This is a genomic window from Serratia sp. GW822-FHT06E05, assembly GCF_058799445.1.
The window spans coordinates 122703-146148 of record NZ_JBXALM010000004.1 but is presented as its reverse complement, the minus strand read 5'-3'; the positions used below and the strand labels follow the sequence as shown (position 1 = coordinate 146148).

The window sequence follows — 23446 nt, the reverse complement described above, 5'->3', positions numbered from 1 at the left end:
CCATGTTCTCTGATTTAACCGACAAACGCGTATTGATCACCGGTTCCACCGCCGGTATCGGGCTGGCGACCGCCGCCCTGTTCGCCCGGCACGGCGCCAAGGTAGGCATTAACGGCCTGCGCAGTGAGCCACCGGCAGAGATCGCCACCTTCCCCGGTGAATGCGCATTCTTCTCGGCCGATCTGTCGCGCTCCGCCGGCTGCGAGGCATTGGTGGAAGCCTTTGTCGCCCGCTTTGGCGGCATCGATATTTTGATCAACAACGCCGGTGGATTGGGCGGTCGCAACGGGCTGGAAGCGATAGACGACGAGTTTTTTGATCGAGTGATGGATTTGAACTGCCGCTCGGCGCTGATGGTGACCAAATTCGCTATCCCTCACCTGCGCGCTTCGGCTCGCGAGAATGGGACGACCGCCAGCGTCATCAGCACCGGCTCCATTGCGGCACGCGAAGGCGGCGGGATCGGCGCCGGGCTGTATGCCAGCGCCAAAGCCTGGTTGCACAATATCCACCGCAACTGGGTGAAGGAGTTCACCCAGGACAATATCCGTTTCAATATCGTGTCGCCAGGCAGCATCGACACCGCTTTCCATCACGGCAAGAGCGACGAAGTGCTGGGTAAAATGCGCGCTTCCATTCCGATGGGCCGCTTTGGCCGCAGCGAAGAGGTGGCGCCCACCTACCTGTTCCTGGCCTCGCATAACTGTAGCGGATATATCACCGGGCAAATTATCGACGTCAACGGCGGTCAACTCGCGCCCTAAGGGTCTGTGACTCACTTTCGGCCGCGTGATAAAGTCGGGGTAATGGGTTAATGCAAAACGGGAATGTGATGGCGAATATACGTGATGTGGCACGTCATGCCGGGGTGTCGGTCAGTACGGTATCCAACGTGCTGAACGGCCGAGTCGATCAGATGCGCAAGGATACGCTGGCCCGTATTGAACAGGCGATGGCGGCGCTGCAATACCAGCCAAACCGCGCCGCGCAGCAGCTTAAAACCGGGCAGGTCAAAATGCTGGGCCTGCTGGTACCGTCCATCGTCAACCCCAGCTTCGCTGCGCTGGTGCGCGAAATTGAGCTGGCGGCCAAGCAAAACTATGGTTATCAGGTGTTGCTGGGTGATACCCATCGCCAACAGGAAGAAGAGATCCGTTTTCTCGACGATCTGCTGGCGTTAGGCATTCGCGGCGTAGTAGTTGCCTCCACGTTTTACGATCGCCCCCATTTTCGCGATGCCCTGAAACGCGGCCTGGTGATGATTAACTACGACGAGCGCACCCTGGCCGTCCCTGGCGAGGCGGCGCTGCCGATTGACAGCGTGTCGATGGATAATTGCGCCGCCGGCAGCATGGCGGCACAGCATCTGATAGCCCAAGGCTGCCGCCGTATCGCCTTCGCTACCGCTTCCGGCATGACCAGCAGCCGCGCCAACAAAATTGCCGGTTACCGGCAGGCACTGGAAAACGCAGGGCTGCCGGCCTGGGTGATCGAAGGCAAAGCGCAGTTCGCCTACGGTGATGCTGAAATGGCCGAGTTAGGCAAGACGCTGGCCGAACAAATTTGCCAGAGTGAACCCCGGCCGGACGGCATTGTAGCGCTGAACGACATGTTGGCCATCGGCATGATTTCTGCCTTCCAGCGGCTTGGTGTGCGGGTGCCCGAGGATATTTCAGTTGTCGGCATCGATAACATGTTCCTGTCCGAGCTGTTTAACCCGGCGCTTAGCTCAGTGGCGCCGCCGCTGCGCGAGATGGCGGTGAAAATCGTCGATCGGCTGATTGGTCGGCTGGAAAACCCTGAATTGCCGGTGGAGGAGTTTTTATTCGCGCCTAGCCTGGTGCGCCGACAGTCGGTCATTAGCACGTAACCTCCTGCGGGGCTACGGCTCCGCTCTCTTTCATACTGAATCCATGCTGCGCTAATGCGCGGCGGGAGCTTCGCTGCGCCCAAAACCGCAGCGGGAGAATAAAAATGAACAATGAATCCTGCGTTTACTGCCATCCAACCAATGAAATCCTGCTGTGGCAAAACCCGCTGTGCCGGGCCATTTTCATTGCCGACAGCCCTTTCCCCGGCTGGTGTCGGGTGGTCTGGCATGAGCATATCGCCGAACTGAGCGATTTACGTGACGACCAACGCAACAGCCTCATGACCGTGGTCGCTCAGGTTGAAGCGCAACTACGGCAATTGCTGACGCCGGCGAAGATCAATATCGCCAGCCTGGGCACCGCACTGCCCCATTTGCATTGGCATATCATCCCGCGCTACCTCGACGACTCACATTTCCCGGAGCCGGTCTGGAGCCAGGCGCTACGCGCGCCAACGGCGAGAACCGTGCCGGAGAATTTTATTGAATTAATGAGGGAACGGCTGGCGATAACGCTGGGGGAATAACAAAACGCCGGGCATGGCCCGGCGTTTACTATTTAATTAAGGCTTTTCGGCGATTTTTCGCAGGTACTCATTATTTTTAAACGCAATGATGATCATTTCGAAACAAACGCGGGTGAACACGCCGCCGATAATGATCGCAAACAGGCCGCGGAAGAACTCACCGTAGAACATCAACCCAATCCCGACAACAATGATGCCCAGCAGGCACAGCCAGTACACGCCGGTGATGATTTTCGGCGTCAGCATCGCATCAAAAAAGAAAATGTTTTTCATTGTAAATCCTTCCTTAGGCCAGTATTTAATTATCCCAGAGGCACCGCATCAGTGCGGCATGCCTTGTTGTCACGCCAGTTATGATAGCGAGTAACGTGACGAAAAGCGCTCAGAAATCAGCAGGCCATTACATAAGGGTTGAGGATGTTTAACAAAATCGGCAACAAAATCCTGGGCGGTTTAGCGGCGCTGCTGCTCAGCCAAAGCGTGCTGGCACAGGAAACGCTGATCTTCGTGCGGCACGGGGAGAAACCCGCCAACGACAGCGGGCAGTTAACCTGCAAAGGGCTCAATCGCGCGCTGGCACTACCGGACGTGCTACTGGACCGCTATGGCAAACCTGATTTTATCTTTGCCGCCGGGCCCAAAGAGAATAAGACCGGCAGTTCGCTGCGAGCGCTGTCGACCATTATGCCCACCGCGGTACGTGTCGGACTGCCGATCGGCATTCAATTCCACGCCGATGACATCGCCGGGCTGCAGCAGGAGCTGCTCAGCGATAAGTACCAAAACTCGCGCATCTTCATCGCCTGGGAGCACAAGAATCTCGATAAGGCAGTGAAGAACATCGTTGCCGCGCGCGGCGGCGACGCCAGTTTGGTGCCCGAATGGCCAGGCAGCGACTTCGACAGCATTTTTGTGGTCACGCTGGATCAGGGCAAGGTTTCATTCCGACAAGAACGTGAGGGGTTGACTCAGTTGGCGGAGAGCTGCCCTTTCGCGGGGTAATGCCATGCTCCCGTTTCAATTGGCTCTCTGCATCGGGATAGGTAACGACGACGGACAAAGGTAACGGCCGCGTTCAGAGAGTCCACTGCGCTATTTTAATTTATTATATATTGGACTATTTTATAAACACCCCAACCATTTAATAATAATCAATTAAGATTACTCATCAACATATATATAAATAAAATAGTGCAATGGAAATGATATAAATTATTTATATATCGAAACAAACAATGGCTAAATATCTTTAAATTTAAAAAATCAACTCCAGCATTCACTAATATCAAACTAATGTCTTGTATTTCACTTATGGGATTGAATATCTACAGGAACCTGTAAATATCTTTATTAGCGGTGCTAGGGTAGCGCCGCACTGATTAAGGAAAGATCATGATGACCAGATCCCCCCTTGGTACTACTGCTTCAACAGGGCAAAAATGCCCGGAAAGCGGCGTTTGGAAGGTAGTGGGCACACCATCAACCACCGCCCCCATCGCGAAAGGTAATACCATGCCGCCCTACAATAATAAGGCGGCTACCTGGAAGTTAACCCAGTACGCCTAAGCCTTAAGTTATAAGCCGCCGCTTCGGGGCGGCTTTATTGCTGATGTTCAAGCCAACAAAGAAAGTCCATCATTCGCTCGGTAAACTCAGCGTCATTAGCGTTATTGATAGCATGTGCCAGCAGATAATTTATTTCTGAAGCCTTATCAGGATGCCGCGCTAATAATTGCTCGGCATAATCATCAAGCGCTATCGGCCAAAACAGGCTATCAGGATCACGCAGCATATTAGTTGCTCTGATCAGCTTTCTGGCCGCTTCGCGTTTGAGTCGTTGCAGCTCAGCAACCCGAGACCCGCCCGAGATTTTCACACCATAATCTTCCAGCACGGTGCGCAGATCGGCATTTACCGCCCGCGCAATGCGACGATCTGGCCGGAACAGTGGCAATGCGTTGCTAACGTCATTTCCCCAAAGACAGCGGCAATGGTGTTTCAACCAATAGCCCCAGCTATAGCGATTGGCGGGATTTAGCGCTTCATCGAGGGTGCCAATATCAAAATCCACCTTGCTGACTATCGTCTGATGTTGCTGGAAATCCTCACGCCATTGCTCAATAAGCGCCAATTCAGCGTCAGTAGCCCGCCGACTCAGCAACAAGGTGATATCCAAATCAGACTCCCCCGGTGTCGCTTGTCCGCGTGCCACACTGCCATAGAGATAAATACAGTGGATCAAGTCGGGGAAATGGCTCGGCAAGCCTGCGACCAACGCTGTCAGCACAGGCGTGAACGCATCCTGCAATGAGAAGTCGGTTACCCTGGGGATAAAGCCATCGCGGCAGAAGGTCATTGGCTGCTCCGAAGGGGTTTACGCTGGAGAGCATCACAGGAGTGATAAAACAGCAACTAACATACTGAATAACAAGCATATTAAATAATAAGAAGAAAGCGATCTATACACATACATATACACAATGGGTCTAGCTCCAAATGTATTGCGCAAATTATACCCAACTAAAATCGTTGCTAGCCCTCACTCTCACAGTAAAAAAGATTTATAGAAAAACTGTTCACACTGTTCACTTTTGAGTTTTTTATACAAAAATCAGTACTTTATATAGTGATTAGTTAACTAGGAACTATGCACTACTGTTCACTTCAACGTGAACAGTAGCAGCCAACTCCAACGCCCTCAGACTCAATGGGTATTAGTGCCCTTGAGTTTGCATATATGAGAGGTAAGCATGATGTCCAGGTTGGCTGGGTAATGTTGGCGTTATGTATATTCAGGCGTGCGCTTCACTTTCTACTAGCTCTAGGATTAGCCCGAAAAAAATGATTAGTTTATTGTGATTATTGAAAATAAGTGTCGCCGGACTTATTATGTGTACCAACCTTTATGACCAATAGCGATTAGTAAGAATAAAATCAATGGTTAACTTTATAAGTTACGTGAAACTACTTAACTATTCATAAAAATCAACTAGTTACTTTTCAAAATAGAAAGTAAGTAGTCTCTGCTACTTATAGCCAACTCATTATTGGGTTCTACTTGGAGCCAAAAACCTACACGTCCGAGAATGGAAAATAAATAGTTTGGGTCTTTGATTTTTTGTTGAGTAATGTGTGATATATATCCATACTTCATAATAAAATGTAACTCATTTTTTAATTTTCTTTTGTATTCTCTAGGTAATGATAATTGCTGGCCTGAAACTGAAAGTCCTGTTATTATTTTTTTATTAGAGTTGATTAACAATGAAGTTTTCTCTTCGTTAATACTTAGACCAAATTTTTTTATTATCTCTGTGATTACTCCTATAATCTTATTAGGTATATAGCTTCCTGAAAAACACATATCATCAGCATAACGAGAGTACGAAAGTTGATACTTTTTACTCAAATTATTTAATCTATTATCCAGTCCTTTAAGTAATAGATTGGAGAGATAAGGACTTGTAGAAGCACCCTGAGCCAATTTTCTGTCGTAACAACATAGAGAGGCTAGATAAAATGAAACATTATTTGTATAGCCTAGATGCTTAAAGTAATTAATAACCCAATTTATAGGTATGGATGGGAAAAAATCTTTTAAATCCATTTTAAGCAAACAAGGCTTATTCAAGTGGATAGAGGCATTTGTGATGATGGACTTTGCGGGTGTAAAACCATGACATGCATCATGAGGTTTATCATTGAGTAAAATATTTTTATAAATCCATTTCTGACACATTAACAATGATGGATAAGGTGATGCGATTTTTCTCATTCCACCTTTTTTCTTTGGTATATTAAACTCCCTATAGAAATCTTTAGATGAGGAGATCATTCGATCAAGTGTCGTTTCATCGATACCTATAAGATGAGATAAATGTTGTTTTTCAAAAATGATTGGAGAATTTGAATCTAACAATCCGGATATATATTGAATGTAAAGATTTGCTTGTTCGTTAGACACGCCACGGTCAGCAAAAAAATCTATCCAGGATTTGATTTTATTGTTTTTCATAATAATGGCTTACAGAAGATACCTTCAATACTTTAGCCTGTGGATTGAAGCGGCAAAATTTTGCGAAAACGCAAAAATTTGCTGATTCAATCCAGATAATAAAAGCGAGCAGCGAAAACGTTCGCTGCGAGGTTTTATTATCACTATCATGGGAATTGCGGAATTTTGCAATTCCCATGAACTGGGTTAACCCGGACCTAATCATGAGAGCGACTCCACTCTAACATACTAGCTTCTGTAAGCCATTTCATCATCATTCCAAATGCTCCATTACTTGTCAAGTATTGTCTTAAGTTTTTTATCCAATAATCTTATACTTGGAACATATTTATAATTTAGATCAAGTTTTGATCCTAACATTGATGCTGGAACTTTCCTCCAATCTCTATTGGCAGGTTCATAATAGTTATGATTCAATAGTACATACTCACGTCCTGAACCTGTAATACTTAAAATAATTCCGTCAATATTAATATATCCACTCTCTTTTAACTCGTTTAGATTTTTAGAAAATAAAGAAAAGGAAACTCTTGTTCTCTTGAACACAGAGAAGCTATCTACTTTATTAATACTTGCTGAAAATAATATTTTCATAATGATAAATTTTATTTTATTTTTCCCTTTCATCATGCATCTCCCATAGCTCTAAATAACAATGTCTTCCTAGCGCTTTTATTTAAGTACTCAGCCCACCAAAATATTGGGAATACACTATTTGGTAGGTTTATGTCCTTTCTATAATATAATGCCTCCGCTTCTCCATACCCCATTGTCGGCATATTCCGACCTTTATATTCTTTCGAGAGTATGTTTTCCATCGCTAACATTAAGCCTCTCATTTCCTTTGCCTCTTCACCTGTATAATAATCACTAATTCCTTTTTTTATTTTTATTTCAGATGTGATATCAATACCTTCAGCTAATACATTGGAAATCCCTTTTTCAGTGGCTGCAAGAACCTTAACTTTAATAGTAAAGTCATCATTTCTCGCAATTGAGAATTGTCGCTTAATGGTATTAACTCGGTCGATCACTGTCTTACCTGAACCAACAAACTCATCTACTATGATAATATCTTTTAGAGGGGCGTTATTTTTAAATGTTTTATATGCTTGCATTGCATCATTTATTAACTTATGATTAGTCCAGTTAAGTTCTTGTAAAAATAATTTCAATGAATATATAATTGCTTGTCCGCTATCAACACCACTTCCAATACTCATAGCGGATATTAATGTTGACTGCTCATGCAGCTGAGGTTCCGTTACAATATCTAACGCGATTTTTCGCATCAGAAATTGATATCTGTTATTATCAAGGAACTCAAACCTGTTAATGAGATCAATTAACAGCTCTCTTGTTTCATCATCTTGGCACTCTTCAAATAATAATTCTTCTAAAGCTTGAGACTTATCATGCAACCATGGTTGTTTACTTGTAAGCTCAAGCATAATCCTGAAAACATTCCTTTTCATAGACTGACAATGCTCAGTTTAACACTACAATGTAAAAGGTATATCATAAGTATATAACTCTATCATAGTAAAAATCATGGTATTACAGGGAATTAATTATCGAGGAACCGTACACAGCTTTTCACTTCAGCGTTAACCGTAGAGATTGGCAAGTACAAAAAAACCGGCCGGAGCCGGTTTTGCCGTTGTAGTGAAAGGGGGTAGCGAACAGCCCGCAAGCGGGCCGGAAGGATAACCGATACATTTTCCCTGGTGTTGGATTGCATGCGGTTTATAGCCTGAAACTATAAATGCCTCACTGCGGCAGCGTCCAATGGGTTCGGCAGATCAATAGCCGCGTATTGATCGGTGAAAACGATCATGACCGCGTTCACTCAGTGGGCTTCACACTTGGGTAACCAATCGGCCTCACAATCCTCACTCAGTACCAGGTTGGTCTGTATCCCCTGGTTGGTCTTGCGCTTAAGCAAGCTGATCTCGTATTCGCGCAAGGTCTGCGGGATGGCCCGCCCGAACGCCGTCAGATTCAACGGGTATTTGTGCCCTCGCGCCTCCATGTAAGAGAGGTAAGCGTGATACAGATACTTGCGCGGGTTGGCGGGCACAATATTGGCGTTCCCCATATACAGGCCGTGGGGTTCACTCTCTTCCAGCAGGTAGCCGCAAAAATCAACCAGCGGATCGGCACTGCGTTTGATCTCCAGCGCTTCATCCGAATGTTGCTGCGCCTGGAGCAGGTCGCGGGCATCGTTCGGGTTGGCAAAGCGTTGCATCAGGTGGCGTACAATCACCGCCAGTTCGCCGGTGATTTTGGTCAGGAGCTGCGGATCGCGCTCATGGGTCGGTATCACCTCTGGGAATGGCAGGATCACCCGGCGACGGGATACACCCCCGCTGCGGTCACTGAACTGCATCGGGTTGTTGTTCACCGCCAGGATCACCGCCGGAATGTGGGTGGAGTAGCCATCACGGTATTTCGGATCGATGGCGACGGCATCACCGCCGGTGATCGCCTTGATGCCTGCCCCGTCACCGCTCCATTTCTCCTGGTCAGGCAGGATTATCAGCGAGAACCCGACCACCGAGGCCCGATCCCGCGAGGATTCCAGCGTATCGATAGAGGCCGAGGTGGTGTTGTCTTTCCCCGCCAGCAGGCTGGCGATTGATGCCATTACGCTTTTACCGCTGCCACCCGGCCCGGTCACTTCCAGGAACATCTGCCAGTCATAGCGGTTTGCCAGCACCATAAAGAGCGCCGCGAGAATACGTTCCCGTTTGTCGGGTTGCTGTCCGGCGGCCCGCGTCAGCCAGCGCCAGAAGTGCGGCGCGTGGTCGGCCAGATTTTCCCCGGCCTTGGGTGGCGTGTAATCCACGCTGTTCACGGTGCGCAGCCAGTGGGTTTTCTGGTGGGCGCTAAACTGGCCGGTGACGGTATCAAACACGCCATTACGAAAGCCGATCAACTGGCGGGCCGGGGTACCCATCTGCGGCACCATCAGTTTAAGCGTATCCAGGACGCTGCCGATCCCCGAGGCGGAGAACGGGGCGCGGATTTTCTGGAACAGGGCGGCAATTTCCCGGCTGAGTACCCGGTAAGGCAATACCTGCCATGCGCCGTTCTCGTAGCGGCACAGATCTTCCCCCACCGGCGGCACCGCCAGCAAGTGCTGGTAATGTTCGGCCAGCAGTGCGGCTTTCTCACTGGCGCTCATGGCTTTCAGGTCGGCATCGCTGAGGGTGTCGAACGGGCTAGGGTGCTGCGGTGGGTTAAAGGCCTGCAACTGTGCCAGGGTAGGGAGTTTGCCCTGTTGCTGATAGAGATCGTTCCAATCACCGATCATTGGCGGTAATGCCAGTGTAGCGCCGGTCAGTTGGGCGGCCTCGGCGGCGCGGGTTTGGCCGGTGCCGTTCTCGTCATTGTCGGCGGCCAGCAGCAGCAATGCATCCGGGTATTGTGCGCGCAACTGTTGCGCCAGGGCGGGCAGGTTATTGGCACTGAGCGCAATACAGACGCTTTCCCCGGTCAGTTGATGCACGGTCAGCCCGGTGGCGTAGCCTTCCGTTAACCAGATCACCGCGTGATCCGGCCCGGCCAGAGAATGGCAGGCATCTTTGACCTGCCCTCCGGCCAGGGTGCGCTTGTCGCCTGCTGTGTTGATCAACTGGACGTTAACCACCTCCCCGGCGGCATTGGTCAGCGGTAACAGCAGGTCACCGGGTTGGTAGGTGATACCGCCCACGCGCAGGGGCTTACCCTGTAAGGTCAGGGGGGACACATCTGGCCAGCCTTTGCGGATCAGGTAGGCATTGCCTGCCTGGGGGACGGCAGCGGCCAGCAGTTGGCGGGCCTGTTCGGCGGCCTGTTGCCGGGCCTGGGTTTTATCCTGTTGGCTATCCGGCACCGGTAACGGGGCGTATGAGGTGTTGCCCAATACCCCGGCCACCTTGCTGGCGGCCTCTTTGGTGGTCACCGCCAGCGCCTTTTCGACCAGTGACAGGCCATCCCCGCCGCCGCACTGGTTGCAGAACCAGGTTCCGCGCCCTTGCTGGTTGTCGAAGCGAAAACGGTCTTTACCGCCGCATACCGGGCAAGGCTGTGCCCGGCCCCCGGCGGTGATGTGAATGCCCAGGGCAGGAAGTAATACCGGCCATTGGCCGGTTGCTGCACGTGAGGTGTGTGAAACGTTTAATAGCGTCATCGTCGCCCCCTCAATGCACGGTCGTGTTAGTGGTGGCGGCGAGCTGGTCACAGCACAGTTCGTCCATCATCTTTTGCCCTAACGGCGTCAGGCGGGGAGGAGCGACCAGGATATCCGGCTGCACCATATCCCCCAACATGGCACACGCCATGTCCATACCCTCTTCCGGGCCATGCTGACCAACAAAGTAGCCTTCCAACTGCATGGCGATGGTCATTTGCAATTCATCCAGCGAGTAACCGAGGCTAAGCCCATAAAAGGCGCAGGTATCGAGATAGGCTTGTGCCACCGCACGGCGATACACCGCTGTACGCACTTCAATAGGCAGGCAGGATTGATTGAGTGTGTTCATGCGGCGGTCGCCTCCAGGTTGTCATTGATATGGGATTCGCAGGTGGTGACCACCTGTCCGAGTTGGTCGGTCAGTACTGCCACCACTGAAGCCAGAGCATCTTGTTGGAAGCTGTCCGGGCGTTGACCGCAGCAGTTCATCTGATCGAGCATATCGAGGAACAACACCCCGACAGAATGCGCATGCTGCAAGCGCAGGAAATCGGCATGTGGGATCGGGTAGTGTGTATCGCTATAGAAACGGGCGGCCAGGGTATTCATGCCACCTCCGCGACAGGCAGACGGCCTGCGAAGGACAGCACGTAATCACGTACCAGGGCGCGGCGGGCGGCGTGCTCACAGGTGGCAACGGTGCGCAGCATGCAGGGCTGTAATGTGGTGGTGTTGCGGCGCACGGCAGCAAACAGGAAGACAAATTGCGGGTGTGACGGGGTGAGGATAGTAGCCATGGTGGCAGCCTCCATTGAGTAATGGTTATCGCTACCACCGAAGTTCCTACACTTATGGGTGGTAGCCCAGACGGGGGTAGGAATACCGGCCTCAATGGATACCGGCCAGCCCGAAGGCTGCCCCGCCTGAGCCACCATTGTTTGATCGCTACAGTAGCATAAAAACCACTGTGCAAAAAATGAGCGCGCTAAGGCCACGACATAAAAAAACACGCTAGGCGCGTGTTGTGTCGCCATTGAGTAACACGGGTTCCTACGCCCGGCTGTCGATTGTGCGACAGCGCAAGGACTATAACGTAGGGCTTGCCGCCAGGGCAAGCCGGAAAACGCATACGGATATTCAATCGATCGCATAGTGATCAACAGTCTGTTAAAACAGAGGTTTTGTAGCTGTCGGCGGCATTGGAAAGCGGTACATGGCGCACTTGGGGCCGGTGGTAAATCGATGGCCCCTGGCAAGTAAGGGCAATCACGCCGTGCTGGGCGCTGTGGCGTTCAGACAGGGCCATTTTAGGGTTCTTGCGCAGCATCAGGATAGCTTCTGCCACAAACAGGGCATCGCTGTGATCCAGGCTGAAGGTTTGTTGGCCGAGCGTCAGGAGCATCATGCTACGGCCTCCGGGTGACGGTTGGCGATGCGTTCAGCCATCCACTCTTCAACCTCAGACTCAAGCCAGGCAACATTCTTACCGCCCAGGGAGATTTGGCTCGGGAACTGTGAACGCCCAATCATTTCATACACGGTGGAGCGGGAAAGGCCGGTGGTATAGAGCACTTCCGGCAGGCGCATAAAGCGATCGCGGGGCGTGGGATCGGTCAGGGTTGGCGCGGGGGTAGAACGGGGCGGTGTGGCAACTGCAAGCATGGTTATGCTACCTCGTTTATATCCGGTGGTGACTCACCGGGACTGTGTGGACTCGTGTGGTAGCGCCCTATTATGTGAATATTTTTCATGATGGCAACAAGGGCTTGTTGTGTGGTAGTGAGCTATAACTGATTGTAAAACAGACAATTTTATCTATTGGCTTATATTGCCCATTATTGCCTTCTATTGACCCACTCAGCCAAAATTACTTATTACAAAATTCAGCATAACTATTATCTGATAGATAAAAATGTGATTAAAAGCGGGTTATATGGCTAGCCAGAAAAAAGGTCAATTTTGGGCAGGGTGAACAGTAGTGAACAGTGAGTGATGAGTTTTAAGTCAACTGTTCACTGCTTTACTTACTGATTTAACTCTATTTTTTATTAAAGTGAACAGTAGTGAATAGTTTATATAAAAACTAAAATCTCGGTGATGGTTTTCTGGGCAATTTCATGGGGTGTTGTCCTGCCGGTGATCCAACGGGCATTGATAGCGATGTTGTGCGGTTATCAACAGAATGGCGACACATTGACGAACACCGGAGATACCACAATGAGTACCACGCTACCCAAGTCCATCACTGAAAAGCTGCAAGCGCTGCGTGATGCCCGCGCCGCCCACGACAAAAATGCCCAGGAGTTAACGGAGGTCGTGACAGGCATCGCCCGTTGCCATCAACAGAAGAAAGACACCGAGGTGGAAAGTCTCGAAGCGGAAAGCCAGTGGCGTACCCTGTTCCGTAAACTGCGTGGGGAAATGACCCCGGAGCTGCAAGCGCAGCACCACAGCCGGATCTCCAAGCGGGAACTGACCAAAGAGTTTGACGGCCTGATTGAAGAAATGGAGGTGGATAAAATGTACCTCCACCTTTGCTGTGGAACGACGGCCCCCAAGCTGGTCGACGCGCACCGAGAGGCTTTGAACGCCTTTGCCGAGCACGCGATGACCCAGGCAGCGGATGCCCTTGGGAAAGTGCTTCTGACCGCCGATGTTGTCAATGCCTGCTCCCTGGCAAAGAAAGCCTACAGCGTTTACCACGATAACCCGATGGACGTCATTGAACAGCGCATACTGGGGGGGCTGAATGCCCATATCAGTGCAGCTATGGCGCAAAAGAATATTGAGCATCCGGTGCTGAGCGAAATCGGACTGGCACAGCCCGAGGAAACGGGGGTATTGCCGGAACTGCGCACTAACTTGATCAAGCGCATGCGGATAGCGGCGGAAGTGGCGGAAAAACGCAAGCGTTTCAAGGAACGGGGGATTAAATCATGATGCGTTGTCCCTTTTGCCGCAGTGGTTCACATACCCGCACCAGCCGGTATTTAACCGAACAGACCAAAGAGGCGTATTACCAGTGCCAGAATATCGACTGTTCCAGCACCTTTAAAACGCGGGAAAGTATTGAGCATGTTATTCAGCGGCCCTTGCCACCGGAAACTATTCCGGCACCGCCTCCACCGGAACGCCGAACGTTAAACCGTTACGGCAACAATAATCACCTGCACTGATTAACCATCCCCGCATCTTCCACCAGGATGCGGTTTTTTGCTTTCCAGCGCTCTCCCGAAATCAGCCTTTTTTCTGGCTAGCCTGTCTCAAACTGTGCGTGCATGCATAGAGTGCATGATTTTGCATGCGTATAATGCGTGTGTTTAGCCTATCTCGCCCCAGTGCTGGCGCGGCTTGAAGCCCTGCATGCAACTGCATGAAATGCGATACATAAAGCGGGCAGGCGAGGCGGGGATAGCATTGCGCGCGGGCGTGTTTAATTATTTCTACTCAATTTTACAGAGTGCCCATCGGACGTTTATTTATTTAGATATCTAAATAGAATTTTGGCATTGTCTTAGTGTTGTTGAATAAGCCGACTCTGCTTATATTCTCTCTGCCTTTACACAAGCACATACATCACTCGTTAAAGAGAAATATTATTACTTTATACCACACATCAATATATAAAAGATATGAAAACTGTATAGGTTAAAAAATAACAACATCAGATCCAACAATTATTAACTTAAAAAAAGTAGAATGCAGCATTACTGCAGCATTCTTTAATGACTTATGTTTTTATTAATTTTGGCAGACTTAAACCTTGAGTTATAGACCTCTTGTCACGATCAACATTCTTATTAATCCATATATTCATCATTTCTTCAGTACTAGTCTGATTTTGCTCAGAGGCTTGTTGAGCAAAAGTCCTATCAAATCGATTGCTTACTGTGTATCCATCCATTAAATTCCCTTTAGGGCGCATCATCTCTAAGTATTTGGTTTTATTGTTCATTTTTCACCTCCACCTATCAAGTATCTTTCTTCAACACTCTTGATACTTTAAGTATATGTTCCACTAACCCAATTCGTCAACAACTAGCAAATAGTGGCATTTTGAAAATTATAATACATTCATCATAAACTATATATTTTACTTATCATGATCATCTGCCACTTCCTCCTTATCAGGCATAGTCGAGGCATCGATGGCGTCATGAATAAAGACTTTAAATATGCTATCTATATAAATTGTCAATAAATAGCTAAAGGTAAGTAAAAAATCACCATCTCTATCAATTTTAAATTGATTAGCATCTGCGCTAGTTAGCACTAACACGCCCAAGCATTTATCATTTATTAAACTGGTATCAGGAGACATTATTGGCACAGATAGAAAAGATCTATAGTTAATATTATCACTTTCATCATCACTATTAAGTTCTGAGCTTTTTGTGATATCAGGACAAATTTTCATTTCTTTATGTAAGTGAGTAAGTCCCACGTGTCCAAAACCACTTTTCCATTTTCGGTTACGCTTTTGTAACCTGTCATCACATATTCTTGCTCGCACGCTTAGTAAATCACTCGGTGCATCATAAAGATATAAAGCAATATTAAATTTACTCTCACTTTTGTAACTAAAAAGTACTTCTCTTTTAGCTGATAGGAAACCTAAAACTGTCTTAAAGAAAGTAGCCGCATCACTCACTACCGCTTTCTGAGTTAGCTCTTTTGACTGGGTTCTTTTCGCCATTTCACTCAATTTATTCATTATCAGCAAGGTGGTGAAATGAATAACTGCCTTTTGGGTTTGATGCAACTCACTTTGGTCAATTGAGCGACTAGTTAACCCTTTATAATCATTAGCTAATTTATTATATTTCACTATCATTTCTGACAAGTGAAGGCTTGTATCCTCCTTCTTATCTAGGTACATAAATGAAATGCTAATAATTACGTGCAAAGTAAAAAGAAAGATATAAAAACCAATAAAATAGCTAGGCAAATCAATTAACTCGCCTTTAAATTGGAATATATAAGATATTCCTATACCAAGCAGTATCGGAATTATAAATGCGTTCCAGATAGAAAAGAAACTCACAAAATAACTGGAGAAACTAGTGCTTTTATAATTATTCCTTTTGATTATTTCGTGAACATCGTTAAATTCCATACATTATACCTTACATATTAAAATATAGTTAGCATACCACTGCAACATCTCCCTACGTTTCTCAAGGTATTGAGCGTGGTTATATGTCCCTCGGATACTATTCTTATCCACATGCGCAAGCTGCATCTCGATCCAAGCACTATCAAACCCATGCTCATGTAGGATAGTAGACATCGTGTGTCTAAAACCGTGACCAGTAGCACGTCCCTTATATCCTAGTAGCTCAATTACCTGATTCACACTTTCCTTACTTATAGGTTTTCTGCGGTTGTTGCGTCCAATAAAAATATAAGGGTAGTGACCAGTGATCGGCTGTAGCTGTTTGAACAACTCCATAACCTGCGTGGATAACGGCACAACATGGGGGCGTCGCATTTTCATACGTTCGGCAGGAACCTCCCAGATTGCCCTCTCAAAATCGATTTCTTCCCAAGTAGCAAAGCGCATTTCTTGTGTACGCACACCGGTCAGCATCACGATTTTGGCGGCGTTCTTGGTAATAATACTGCCGGTATAGCCTTCTAAATCTTTTACGAAGTAAGGCAGCTCCTCTGCTGAAAGGAACGGATGGTGTTGTTGCTTTGGAACAGCCAATGCACTGGCGAGATCTGGAGCAGGGTTGTACTCCGCCCTGCCGGTGATAATCGCATAGCGGAACACTTCTCCGCACCGCTGACGCACTTTGCGGGTTTTCTCTAGCGCTCCCCTCTTCTCAATGCGCCGAAGCACCTCTAAAAGCTCCAAGGGCTTAATTTCAGAGATCGGCCGCTTGCCGATATAGGGGAAAACATCAGCCTCAAAGGTGCTCATGATTTCCCCACGATAGCCGAGTGACCAGCGATCTGCCTTGGCCGTATGCCATTCACGGCTGATAACTTCAAATGAGTTCTCGGCGGAGAGTTTCTGGGCCAGCTTTGCAGCCTTTTTCACTTCACCTGGATCAATCCCTTCAGAAACCTGCTTACGCGCTACCTCACGCTTTGAACGCGCTTCAGCAAGGGAAACTAAGTCATAGGTGCCAAATGACATCAGCCTAGCCTTACCGGCATAGCGATAGCGAAAACGCCAACCTTTACTGCCACTGGGTTCGATCAGGAGTGAAAGGCCTTGGCCGTCGTTGAGTGTATAGGCTTTCTCTTGGGGTTTGGCACGGCGGATTTGTAAGTCAGTTAGCGGCATGTGTATAGCTCAAAGATGTATAGTCAAAATCTATACCCATCAGTATACACATTTTTCACGGATTTAGAGAGAAACTCTCGGACACCCTCGGACAGAAACTCACAGTAACCATTGGTTTTATTGGTGTTTTTTGGATTTATCGGGAGGTATTCGGACAAGCTTTGGCGGAAGATCACAGGAGTCGAACCTGCCCAGGACCGCTGGCGGCCCCAACCGGATTTGAAGTCCGGCCGCCCCACCGGGGACGAGGATCTTCCTTCGGGAGTCAGAAGCAAGAGCCTGATTATAGCGCAGTTTATCCTTAGCGCTAAGAGGGAAATAGCGGCGGCCCCCGGCAAAAATACCGGAGGCCGGCAGAATTACGGCTTCAACAGATCTTTGACGTCCAGCAGGATAAATTCATTGTCATCCGCCACGTTCGGCTGGCGGCTGGAGGAGAACGGGAAGTTATTGTCGTTACCGACAATAATATGACTGCCGTCCACCACGTCGACGTTTTCAATGGTGAAGAACGGGAAGGTCAGCACACCGTTGTTCAGCGGTTTGCGCGCCAACTTGTTCGGGTCCTGAATGTTCAACAGGTCGATATAAGCCAGTTTATCGACCGGTTTGCCGACGTTGGCATCAGAAAAAGCGATTTTATATACCCGCTTGAACTTCGCCACCTGGCTGAAGCAGTTGTCGGTTGGCGCACCCGCCGCACAAGCTTTGTCCGGCGTACCTTCGCCATTATCACGCTCAATCACCAGGCCATGGGTAGCGTCGATCATATTGAAATCGCCGATGGCGTTCTGGTTGTCTTCCAGCATGTACTGCCAGCTGCGGCCAGTCCAGGCCTGCTGTTTCACGTCAAATTCCAGCACCCGCAGGTAACGTTTTCCATCGCGGTTTTCAAACTTTTCGCCATCCCACAGCGCGCCCTCAAGCAACGGGTACAGCTTGCTGCCGTCCGGCGATGCCGCCATGCCCTCAAAACCCTTGGAACGCGCTACCTGGAAGTTCTGTTTGCCATCCGGTGCACCCGGTAGGGTCAGCGTCGGGTTATCCGGCGATTTGACTACCTTGCCGTCCACCTTGGTGTCGAACACCGCCAACACCTTACCGTCCAGATCGGCCTTGATCAGGTAAGGGCCGAATTCATCGCCGATCCACAGGGCATTGTCGGCGAACTGGAAGCTTTCCGGGTCGAAGTCGCTACCGGTCAGGTAACGCTGGTCGGTGCTCTCATTGACGATATGGAACGGCACTTTCTGGTCAGGATCGTGCAGGAATACCGTTTTCAGCGGCGTCACCGTGCCGTTATCAAAGTCGATTTTGTAGTGATTGAGGTACAGCATCGCATCCGGTGAGTTGGCTTTGCTGCCGAAGCCGTTGTCGGTCAACACCCAGTAGGTGCCGTCAGGCATGTGCTTGATACCGGAATGGCCCTGAAGGGGTTGGCCCGCGATCGGCAGGCCGATACCGGTCATGCGATCGGCGGATTTTCCCGCCACGCTGCCCAGTTCCGTCACGCGTTTGCCGCTGGTGTACTTACCGCTTTGTTGCAAATCGGTGGGAGCATCCTGTGGCGCCGCAATACTGGATTTTACCGCCAGTATCGCATGCCCGGCCAGCGTCGCAGACACCGGTTGGGCGTCAGCCCACAGGTTACCGCTCAGCGCCATACAGCCAGCCAACAGCGCCAGACGAGTTTTGGTGATGTGCATGTCATGGTTCCCTTTTTGTTGTTATCGCCCAGAAGTAAAAGCAACGTCACTATAGGGAGCCGCAATGACAGAAATATTATTCGGCGAACGCTCGCCGGTAGCTGTGCGGATGGAAGCACCAGGTGATGGCGATAAGCACCACCACCAGCAGTGCGTGAATTTGCCAATCGAGCACAAAGCCACCGCTGTAATCACGCAACAGGCCGGAAATATACGGCGTCGTACCCGCCAGCAGGAAGCCGATACCCTGCATAAACGCCACCAGTCGCCCCGCCGCCGCCGGGTGCGGAATATGGTCGAGCGCCAGCACCAGGCACAGCGGGAACGCACCGCCCAGCCCCAGGCCGGAAAGCAGTACCCACAGCCAAGGCAGCGTTTGCGGCAGGTAGATAAGGCCGATGAAACCTGCCAACTGCATGATCAGCGCCAGCAACAACAGCGGACGGCGGTCCGTAGCGCGCGCCAAGGCGGGCAACAGCAGCGCCCCCACTACCTGGCCGAAGGTCATCAGCGCCAATAGCGATCCACTGGCCTGCGGCTGCCAGCCGAGCTGCATGTAATAAGGGGGGAGCCAGGCGATCAGGCTGGTGTAGCCGCCATTAATCAAACCGAAATAGGCACCGAGCAACCAGGCGCGACGGCTGCACCATAAACTCGGTCCGCGAGCAGTACCGGACGGCGTCAGGCGTGCCAAGCCTCGGCTGACGGGCCACCAGGCGATCAACGCCACCAGCGCCGGTGCTGCCCACCAGGCCAGCGCGCTATGCCAGTCATGGCCAACACTCATCAGCCAGGGAGTAATCGCCGCCCCCAGCCCACCGCCGCCCATCAGCGCCGCCGACCACAGTCCGGCCACCAACGCCATCTGCTTGAGAAAATGATGCTTGATAATACCGGGCATCACCGCCTGGATAACGCCAATTCCCAGCCCGCCCAGCACTGCACTCAACATCAACTGCGTGCTGCCCGGTGCCAGCTCGCGCCAGGCAGCACCCAGGCCAATGGCCAGCAAACTCAGGACAACGCTGGTGCGTTCACTGAACAAACGGTTGATGGCACCGCCAGCCAACGCCATCAGCCCCATCATCAACACCGGCAAGGTAGTCAGCAGGGCCGCGCCGCCAAAACTCAGCCCGGTAGCCTGGCGCAGCGTCGGCAACAGCGGGCCAATAGACGTCAGCAACGGCCGCATATTCAAGCCAATCAGCACCAGTACCCACAACAGGGGATTGAACCAGCGGCGTAAGAAAGGGGGAGCAATAAAATGATTTAACACGGTCTATTCCTGAACTTCCGGGGTGAAGAGTGCGACGTCACAACCTGTACGCCGCAGCGTTGCATTACTCTAGGCAACGCCGCTAGTATTGGGAAATTAAATAATAAAATAGCCAGCAGTGGGAAAATGAATCGCTACCCGATGTTCAATCCGCAGTTATTGCTCAGCTTTGTCGCCGTGTGCGACAGCGGTAGCTTCACCCGCGCCGCGGACCGGGTATTTTTATCGCAGTCCACCGTCAGCCAGCAGGTGCGTCGGTTGGAGGAGATGCTCGGTAAACCGCTATTTGAGCGCTCCTCTCATCAGGTATTACTGACCGAGGAAGGCGTCAAACTGTTGAGCTATGCGCGGCGGATCATCGCGCTGAATGAAGAGGCACATGACGCCCTGACCGGTATCTGGCGCGACGGCGTACTGCGGTTGGGGATGCCGGAGGATTTCGCAGCACCGACTACTGAACTGCTGGCGGAATTCAGCCGGGCGCACCCGCACCTGCGGCTGGACGTCACCAGCGGCCTGAGCGCCGATCTGCACAGCGCCTATGCCCGTGAAGAACTGGACCTGATCCTGGTGAAACAGCGTCGTAGTCAACCTCCGCGCGCCGCCAGGCCGGAGCCGCTACTGTGGCTGGATAGCCTGGCCTTTCCGGCCATCGAACAATCCCCGGTACCGCTGGCGGTGTTCCCGCTCAATGGCCTATACCGCGATGACCTGTGCCAGGCGCTGGATAACCTTGGCAAGCGCTGGCGCATCGGCTACAGCAGTGCCAGTCTGGCGGCTCTCACCGCCGCATCCGCCGCCGGGTTAGGCGTCACGCTGTTGCCAGCGAGCTGTCGCTTGCCCAGCCACCGGGTGCTCGGCATCGCCGAAGGGTTACCGCCGATCGACAGCATCGAACTGGCGCTGTATTACCGCGACGGTGCCCCCGCCGCCACCCCGGCACTGGCCGAACGGCTGAAGGCATTTTGCGGGTTGGTGTAAAGACAGCTGTGTGGCCATCGCGAATGCACCCGGCCTAATACCCGACCTCACCGTAACGCTCGCGGTAATCCTTCGGCGTCATGTCGTAACCCTTCTTGAATACCGAGTAAAAATACTGCAGTGAGGGGTAGCCGCACATCTGCGAAATTTCAGCAATAGGTAGCGACGTCGCCGTGAGTAAATTACGGGAACGATCGAGCTTCTCTTCGTGGATTACATGGTGAATTGTCTGGTTCAGTTCATCCTTGAAACGTTTTTCCAGGTTAGAACGCGATATACCCACAGCATCCAATACTTGCTCTACCTTAATACCTTGGCAAGCATGGTGGCGTATATAATGCATAGCATGAATCACTGCGGGATCGCGCAAAGAGCGAAAGTCTGTAGAACGCCGTTCAATGACTTTTATTGGGGGAACCAAAATGCGCTGTAATGGCAGTACCTGCCCATTGAGCAGTTGATGCAGCAATTTCGCGGCACGATAGCCCATCTGGCGGGTACCCTGTGCGACCGAAGACAATGCCACCCGCGAAAGATAACGCGTAAGTTCCTCATTATCGATACCAATCACGCACAGTTTTTCTGGCACAGCGATATCCAGATGTTCGCAAACCTGCAGCAGATGGCGTGCCCGGGCATCAGTCACGGCGATGATGCCGGTCTGCTGCGGCAGCGTCTGTACCCAGTCCGCCAACCGGTTTTGTGCATATTGCCAATTGTCTGGCGACGTGGCCATTCCCTGATAGATAACTCCTTGATATTGTTCGGCAGCCACCAACGCCTTGAAGGCGTATTCACGCTCCTTCGCCCATTGTTTTCCACCTTCGCTTGGCAATCCGTAGAAAGCAAAACGATTAATGCCCTTTTCTTTCAAGTGAGTGAAGGCCGCCGCGACCAAGGAGTGGTTGTCGGTAGCAATGTAGTGCACCGGTGGGTATTCATCATCGCGATGGTAAGAGCCCCCCACGCCGACGATAGGCACAGTGACATTTTGCAGTAGTCGCTCAATCTCTACATCGTCAAAATCAGCAATGACGCCATCACCCAGCCAGTCTTTAATATTGTCGATACGGCAGCGAAAATCCTCTTCAATAAAAATATCCCAGTCACACTGCGACGCCTGCAAATACTCGCCCACACCTTCTACCACCTGACGGTCGTACACTTTGTTAGCGTTGAATAGCAGCGTAATCCGATAGCGCTTATCGAACATATCTACCCCACTCCACGTTTGAGCTCTTTGCGTCCATATACAACACGAATGGCCATTTCGACGTTAATCCTTTGCTTTACTTGTGAGCAATATCACGTAAGTCATTTTTCATAACAGCAAAAGTAAAACCCGGAATAAACACCCTGATGCATTAGCGCTATCGTAGCACCACAATAATGACAAACGTCAAGGTGAGGTCGTGTGATGGATAACTATAACTTTAATAATAAAATATCACGCAAAGGAACTCATAGCGCCAAGTGGGAAAGCACAAGCGATGCATTACCCATGCCATTAATTCCCCTTTCCGTTGCCGACATGGATATTCCACTACCGAATAAAACAATCAATTTACTTAATGAATTCACAAACAAAGGAATTTATGGCTATACATTACTGAGCGAAAATTGGGGAGAAACCGTCACGCAATGGATGCAACGTCATTGCCACTGGCATATCAATGCTGAGCACGTGGTCTTTTGCCCGCGAGTCATACAGGCCGTATCTCTGTACATCCAGAATTTTACTGCGCCGGGAGATAGCATCGTCAGCCTGGCGCCAGCATATCATCCCATCAGCCACAGTGTCGTACTGAATCAGCGTAAACTGTTGGAAAGCGAGCTACGCTATCATCATGGGTGCTATACCATCGACTTCGATGACCTTGAGAATAAATTTAAACATGCGCGCTGTTTTATTTTATTATCACCCCATAATCCAACGGGCACCGTTTGGGAAAAAGAATCATTAATAAAAATCGCACAGTTGGCCGAGAAACATCACGTCTTTATTATTTCAGATGATGTTCATTCTGATTTCATTTTTAGTCATCACCAGCACCAGGTAATTTCATCCGTTAGCTCCTACGTTGAGCAAAATTCTTTTATCTGCACCTCTCCGGCAAAAACATTTAACATGGCTGGTCTTGAAGTTGCCAACATTATTATTGCCAATAAACAACACCGTCAAAAATTTATACATTGTCTCGAAGCTGCGGGGATTCACAACCCCGGATACTACGCCGTCCCAGCCTTTTTAAGCGTTTACCGCGACTGTGATGACTGGCTATTCGCCTTAAAAAACTACCTTGCCGATAACCGCGCATGGGTAATCAACATGCTAAGTAAACATTTCCCTGACTGGGTGGTTACCCGCAGCACGGGAACATACATGCTCTGGGTGAATTACCAAGCAAGTCACCTCAGCGAAGATCAACTAAAGCACTGGTTCCTTAACCTTGCCGGCGTCGAAATGAGCTGGGGCTCGGGGTTTGGCGAGTCGGGAATAGGCTTTTTCAGAATCAATATTGCCACGCCACGAGATACGCTGGCTGAAGCATTAGAACGAATCATCAGTACTTCCCCCTACGCACACCAGGAGTAGTAC

At 50.1% G+C, this 23446-nt stretch carries 25 protein-coding genes and 1 tRNA gene; 8 read left to right on the top strand and 18 right to left on the bottom strand.

What is annotated here, in order from left to right; all coding sequences use genetic code 11:
- The first annotated feature begins 2 nt into the window (after window positions 1-2).
- The 3 genes from AC1RKC_RS12750 to AC1RKC_RS12740 all read left to right on the top strand — a co-directional run bounded on the left by AC1RKC_RS12750 (window position 3) and on the right by AC1RKC_RS12740 (window position 2397).
- A complete protein-coding gene (locus tag AC1RKC_RS12750) occupies window positions 3-764 on the top strand; it encodes an SDR family NAD(P)-dependent oxidoreductase (protein ID WP_020824707.1) in 762 nt (253 codons plus the stop codon).
- Between the two features lie 68 nt (window positions 765-832).
- On the top strand, window positions 833-1870 hold the full coding sequence (locus tag AC1RKC_RS12745) for a LacI family DNA-binding transcriptional regulator (protein ID WP_176984498.1): 1038 nt from the start codon (window positions 833-835) through the stop codon (window positions 1868-1870).
- A 104-nt stretch (window positions 1871-1974) separates the two neighbouring features.
- Window positions 1975-2397 carry an HIT family protein gene (locus tag AC1RKC_RS12740; protein WP_493092571.1) on the top strand — a complete coding sequence of 141 codons (423 nt, stop codon included), beginning with the start codon at window positions 1975-1977 and terminating at the stop codon, window positions 2395-2397.
- Between the two features lie 36 nt (window positions 2398-2433).
- Here AC1RKC_RS12740 and AC1RKC_RS12735 read toward each other — a convergent pair whose 3' ends face one another.
- Window positions 2434-2670, bottom strand: a complete 237-nt coding sequence (locus tag AC1RKC_RS12735; protein ID WP_046374782.1) for a DUF4282 domain-containing protein — start codon at window positions 2668-2670, stop codon at window positions 2434-2436.
- Window positions 2671-2814: 144 nt separating this feature from the next.
- On the opposite strand from AC1RKC_RS12735, the gene AC1RKC_RS12730 reads away from it, so the two are divergent.
- On the top strand, window positions 2815-3399 hold the full coding sequence (locus tag AC1RKC_RS12730; RefSeq protein WP_115057932.1) for a histidine phosphatase family protein: 585 nt from the start codon (window positions 2815-2817) through the stop codon (window positions 3397-3399).
- Between the two features lie 598 nt (window positions 3400-3997).
- Here AC1RKC_RS12730 and AC1RKC_RS12725 read toward each other — a convergent pair.
- The 10 genes from AC1RKC_RS12725 to AC1RKC_RS12680 form a co-directional block, all read right to left on the bottom strand.
- A complete protein-coding gene (locus AC1RKC_RS12725; RefSeq protein ID WP_261440304.1) occupies window positions 3998-4753 on the bottom strand; it encodes a nucleotidyltransferase domain-containing protein in 756 nt (251 codons plus the stop codon).
- 633 nt (window positions 4754-5386) lie between these two features.
- On the bottom strand, window positions 5387-6412 hold the full coding sequence (locus AC1RKC_RS12720; protein WP_493092572.1) for a reverse transcriptase family protein: 1026 nt from the start codon (window positions 6410-6412) through the stop codon (window positions 5387-5389).
- Between the two features lie 270 nt (window positions 6413-6682).
- Entirely contained in the window at window positions 6683-7042 is a 360-nt protein-coding gene (locus tag AC1RKC_RS12715) for a hypothetical protein (RefSeq protein WP_493092573.1), read from the bottom strand.
- Window positions 7039-7863, bottom strand: a complete 825-nt coding sequence (locus tag AC1RKC_RS12710; protein ID WP_493092574.1) for a phosphoribosyltransferase-like protein — start codon at window positions 7861-7863, stop codon at window positions 7039-7041. The genes AC1RKC_RS12715 and AC1RKC_RS12710 overlap by 4 nt, the downstream gene beginning before the upstream one ends.
- 398 nt (window positions 7864-8261) lie before the next feature.
- Window positions 8262-10586: a primase-helicase zinc-binding domain-containing protein gene (locus tag AC1RKC_RS12705; protein ID WP_493092575.1), complete on the bottom strand. Its 2325-nt coding sequence runs from the start codon at window positions 10584-10586 to the stop codon at window positions 8262-8264.
- Between the two features lie 10 nt (window positions 10587-10596).
- Window positions 10597-10938, bottom strand: a complete 342-nt coding sequence (locus AC1RKC_RS12700) for a DUF5375 family protein (protein WP_202673236.1) — start codon at window positions 10936-10938, stop codon at window positions 10597-10599.
- Entirely contained in the window at window positions 10935-11198 is a 264-nt protein-coding gene (locus AC1RKC_RS12695; protein ID WP_493092576.1) for a hypothetical protein, read from the bottom strand. Before AC1RKC_RS12695 ends, AC1RKC_RS12700 begins: the two co-directional genes overlap by 4 nt.
- The gene (locus AC1RKC_RS12690; protein WP_493092577.1) at window positions 11195-11740 is read right to left on the bottom strand and encodes a host cell division inhibitor Icd-like protein; all 546 of its coding nucleotides are present in this window, start codon (window positions 11738-11740) and stop codon (window positions 11195-11197) included. Before AC1RKC_RS12690 ends, AC1RKC_RS12695 begins: the two co-directional genes overlap by 4 nt.
- A gap of 5 nt (window positions 11741-11745) precedes the next feature.
- Window positions 11746-11994, bottom strand: a complete 249-nt coding sequence (locus AC1RKC_RS12685; protein WP_161739810.1) for a hypothetical protein — start codon at window positions 11992-11994, stop codon at window positions 11746-11748.
- Window positions 11991-12251, bottom strand: a complete 261-nt coding sequence (locus tag AC1RKC_RS12680) for a helix-turn-helix transcriptional regulator (RefSeq protein ID WP_493092578.1) — start codon at window positions 12249-12251, stop codon at window positions 11991-11993. The genes AC1RKC_RS12685 and AC1RKC_RS12680 overlap by 4 nt, the downstream gene beginning before the upstream one ends.
- A gap of 555 nt (window positions 12252-12806) precedes the next feature.
- Here AC1RKC_RS12680 and AC1RKC_RS12675 point away from each other — a divergent pair.
- Complete coding sequence (locus AC1RKC_RS12675; protein WP_493092579.1) at window positions 12807-13529, top strand: NAD-dependent aldehyde dehydrogenase; 723 nt, start codon at window positions 12807-12809, stop codon at window positions 13527-13529.
- The gene (locus AC1RKC_RS12670) at window positions 13526-13765 is read left to right on the top strand and encodes an ogr/Delta-like zinc finger family protein (protein WP_241921788.1); all 240 of its coding nucleotides are present in this window, start codon (window positions 13526-13528) and stop codon (window positions 13763-13765) included. The genes AC1RKC_RS12675 and AC1RKC_RS12670 overlap by 4 nt, the downstream gene beginning before the upstream one ends.
- Before the next feature lie 554 nt (window positions 13766-14319).
- Here the strand turns inward: AC1RKC_RS12670 and AC1RKC_RS12665 are convergent.
- From AC1RKC_RS12665 to AC1RKC_RS12640, 6 genes are all read right to left on the bottom strand, one after another.
- Window positions 14320-14544, bottom strand: coding sequence for a hypothetical protein (locus AC1RKC_RS12665; RefSeq protein WP_493092580.1), 225 nt, complete (start codon window positions 14542-14544; stop codon window positions 14320-14322).
- Window positions 14545-14682: 138 nt separating this feature from the next.
- Window positions 14683-15705, bottom strand: coding sequence for a GAF domain-containing protein (locus AC1RKC_RS12660; protein ID WP_493092581.1), 1023 nt, complete (start codon window positions 15703-15705; stop codon window positions 14683-14685).
- Window positions 15706-15708: 3 nt separating this feature from the next.
- Entirely contained in the window at window positions 15709-16884 is a 1176-nt protein-coding gene (locus AC1RKC_RS12655) for a tyrosine-type recombinase/integrase (RefSeq protein WP_493092582.1), read from the bottom strand.
- 162 nt (window positions 16885-17046) lie between these two features.
- Window positions 17047-17141: transfer RNA gene (locus tag AC1RKC_RS12650), tRNA-Sec, on the bottom strand.
- Between the two features lie 102 nt (window positions 17142-17243).
- A complete protein-coding gene (locus AC1RKC_RS12645; protein ID WP_493092583.1) occupies window positions 17244-18590 on the bottom strand; it encodes an esterase-like activity of phytase family protein in 1347 nt (448 codons plus the stop codon).
- A 76-nt stretch (window positions 18591-18666) separates the two neighbouring features.
- Complete coding sequence (locus tag AC1RKC_RS12640; RefSeq protein ID WP_020824699.1) at window positions 18667-19866, bottom strand: cyanate transporter; 1200 nt, start codon at window positions 19864-19866, stop codon at window positions 18667-18669.
- Window positions 19867-19992: 126 nt separating this feature from the next.
- On the opposite strand from AC1RKC_RS12640, the gene AC1RKC_RS12635 reads away from it, so the two are divergent.
- Window positions 19993-20847 (top strand): LysR family transcriptional regulator, encoded by an 855-nt coding sequence (locus AC1RKC_RS12635; RefSeq protein WP_020824698.1) that lies wholly within the window; start codon window positions 19993-19995, stop codon window positions 20845-20847.
- Between the two features lie 34 nt (window positions 20848-20881).
- Here AC1RKC_RS12635 and xylR read toward each other — a convergent pair whose 3' ends face one another.
- Window positions 20882-22060 (bottom strand): D-xylose utilization transcriptional activator XylR, encoded by a 1179-nt coding sequence (gene xylR / locus AC1RKC_RS12630; RefSeq protein ID WP_493092584.1) that lies wholly within the window; start codon window positions 22058-22060, stop codon window positions 20882-20884.
- 204 nt (window positions 22061-22264) lie between these two features.
- Here xylR and AC1RKC_RS12625 point away from each other — a divergent pair, with 204 nt between their 5' ends.
- Window positions 22265-23443 carry a MalY/PatB family protein gene (locus tag AC1RKC_RS12625; protein ID WP_493092585.1) on the top strand — a complete coding sequence of 393 codons (1179 nt, stop codon included), beginning with the start codon at window positions 22265-22267 and terminating at the stop codon, window positions 23441-23443.
- Window positions 23444-23446: the final 3 nt, after the last annotated feature.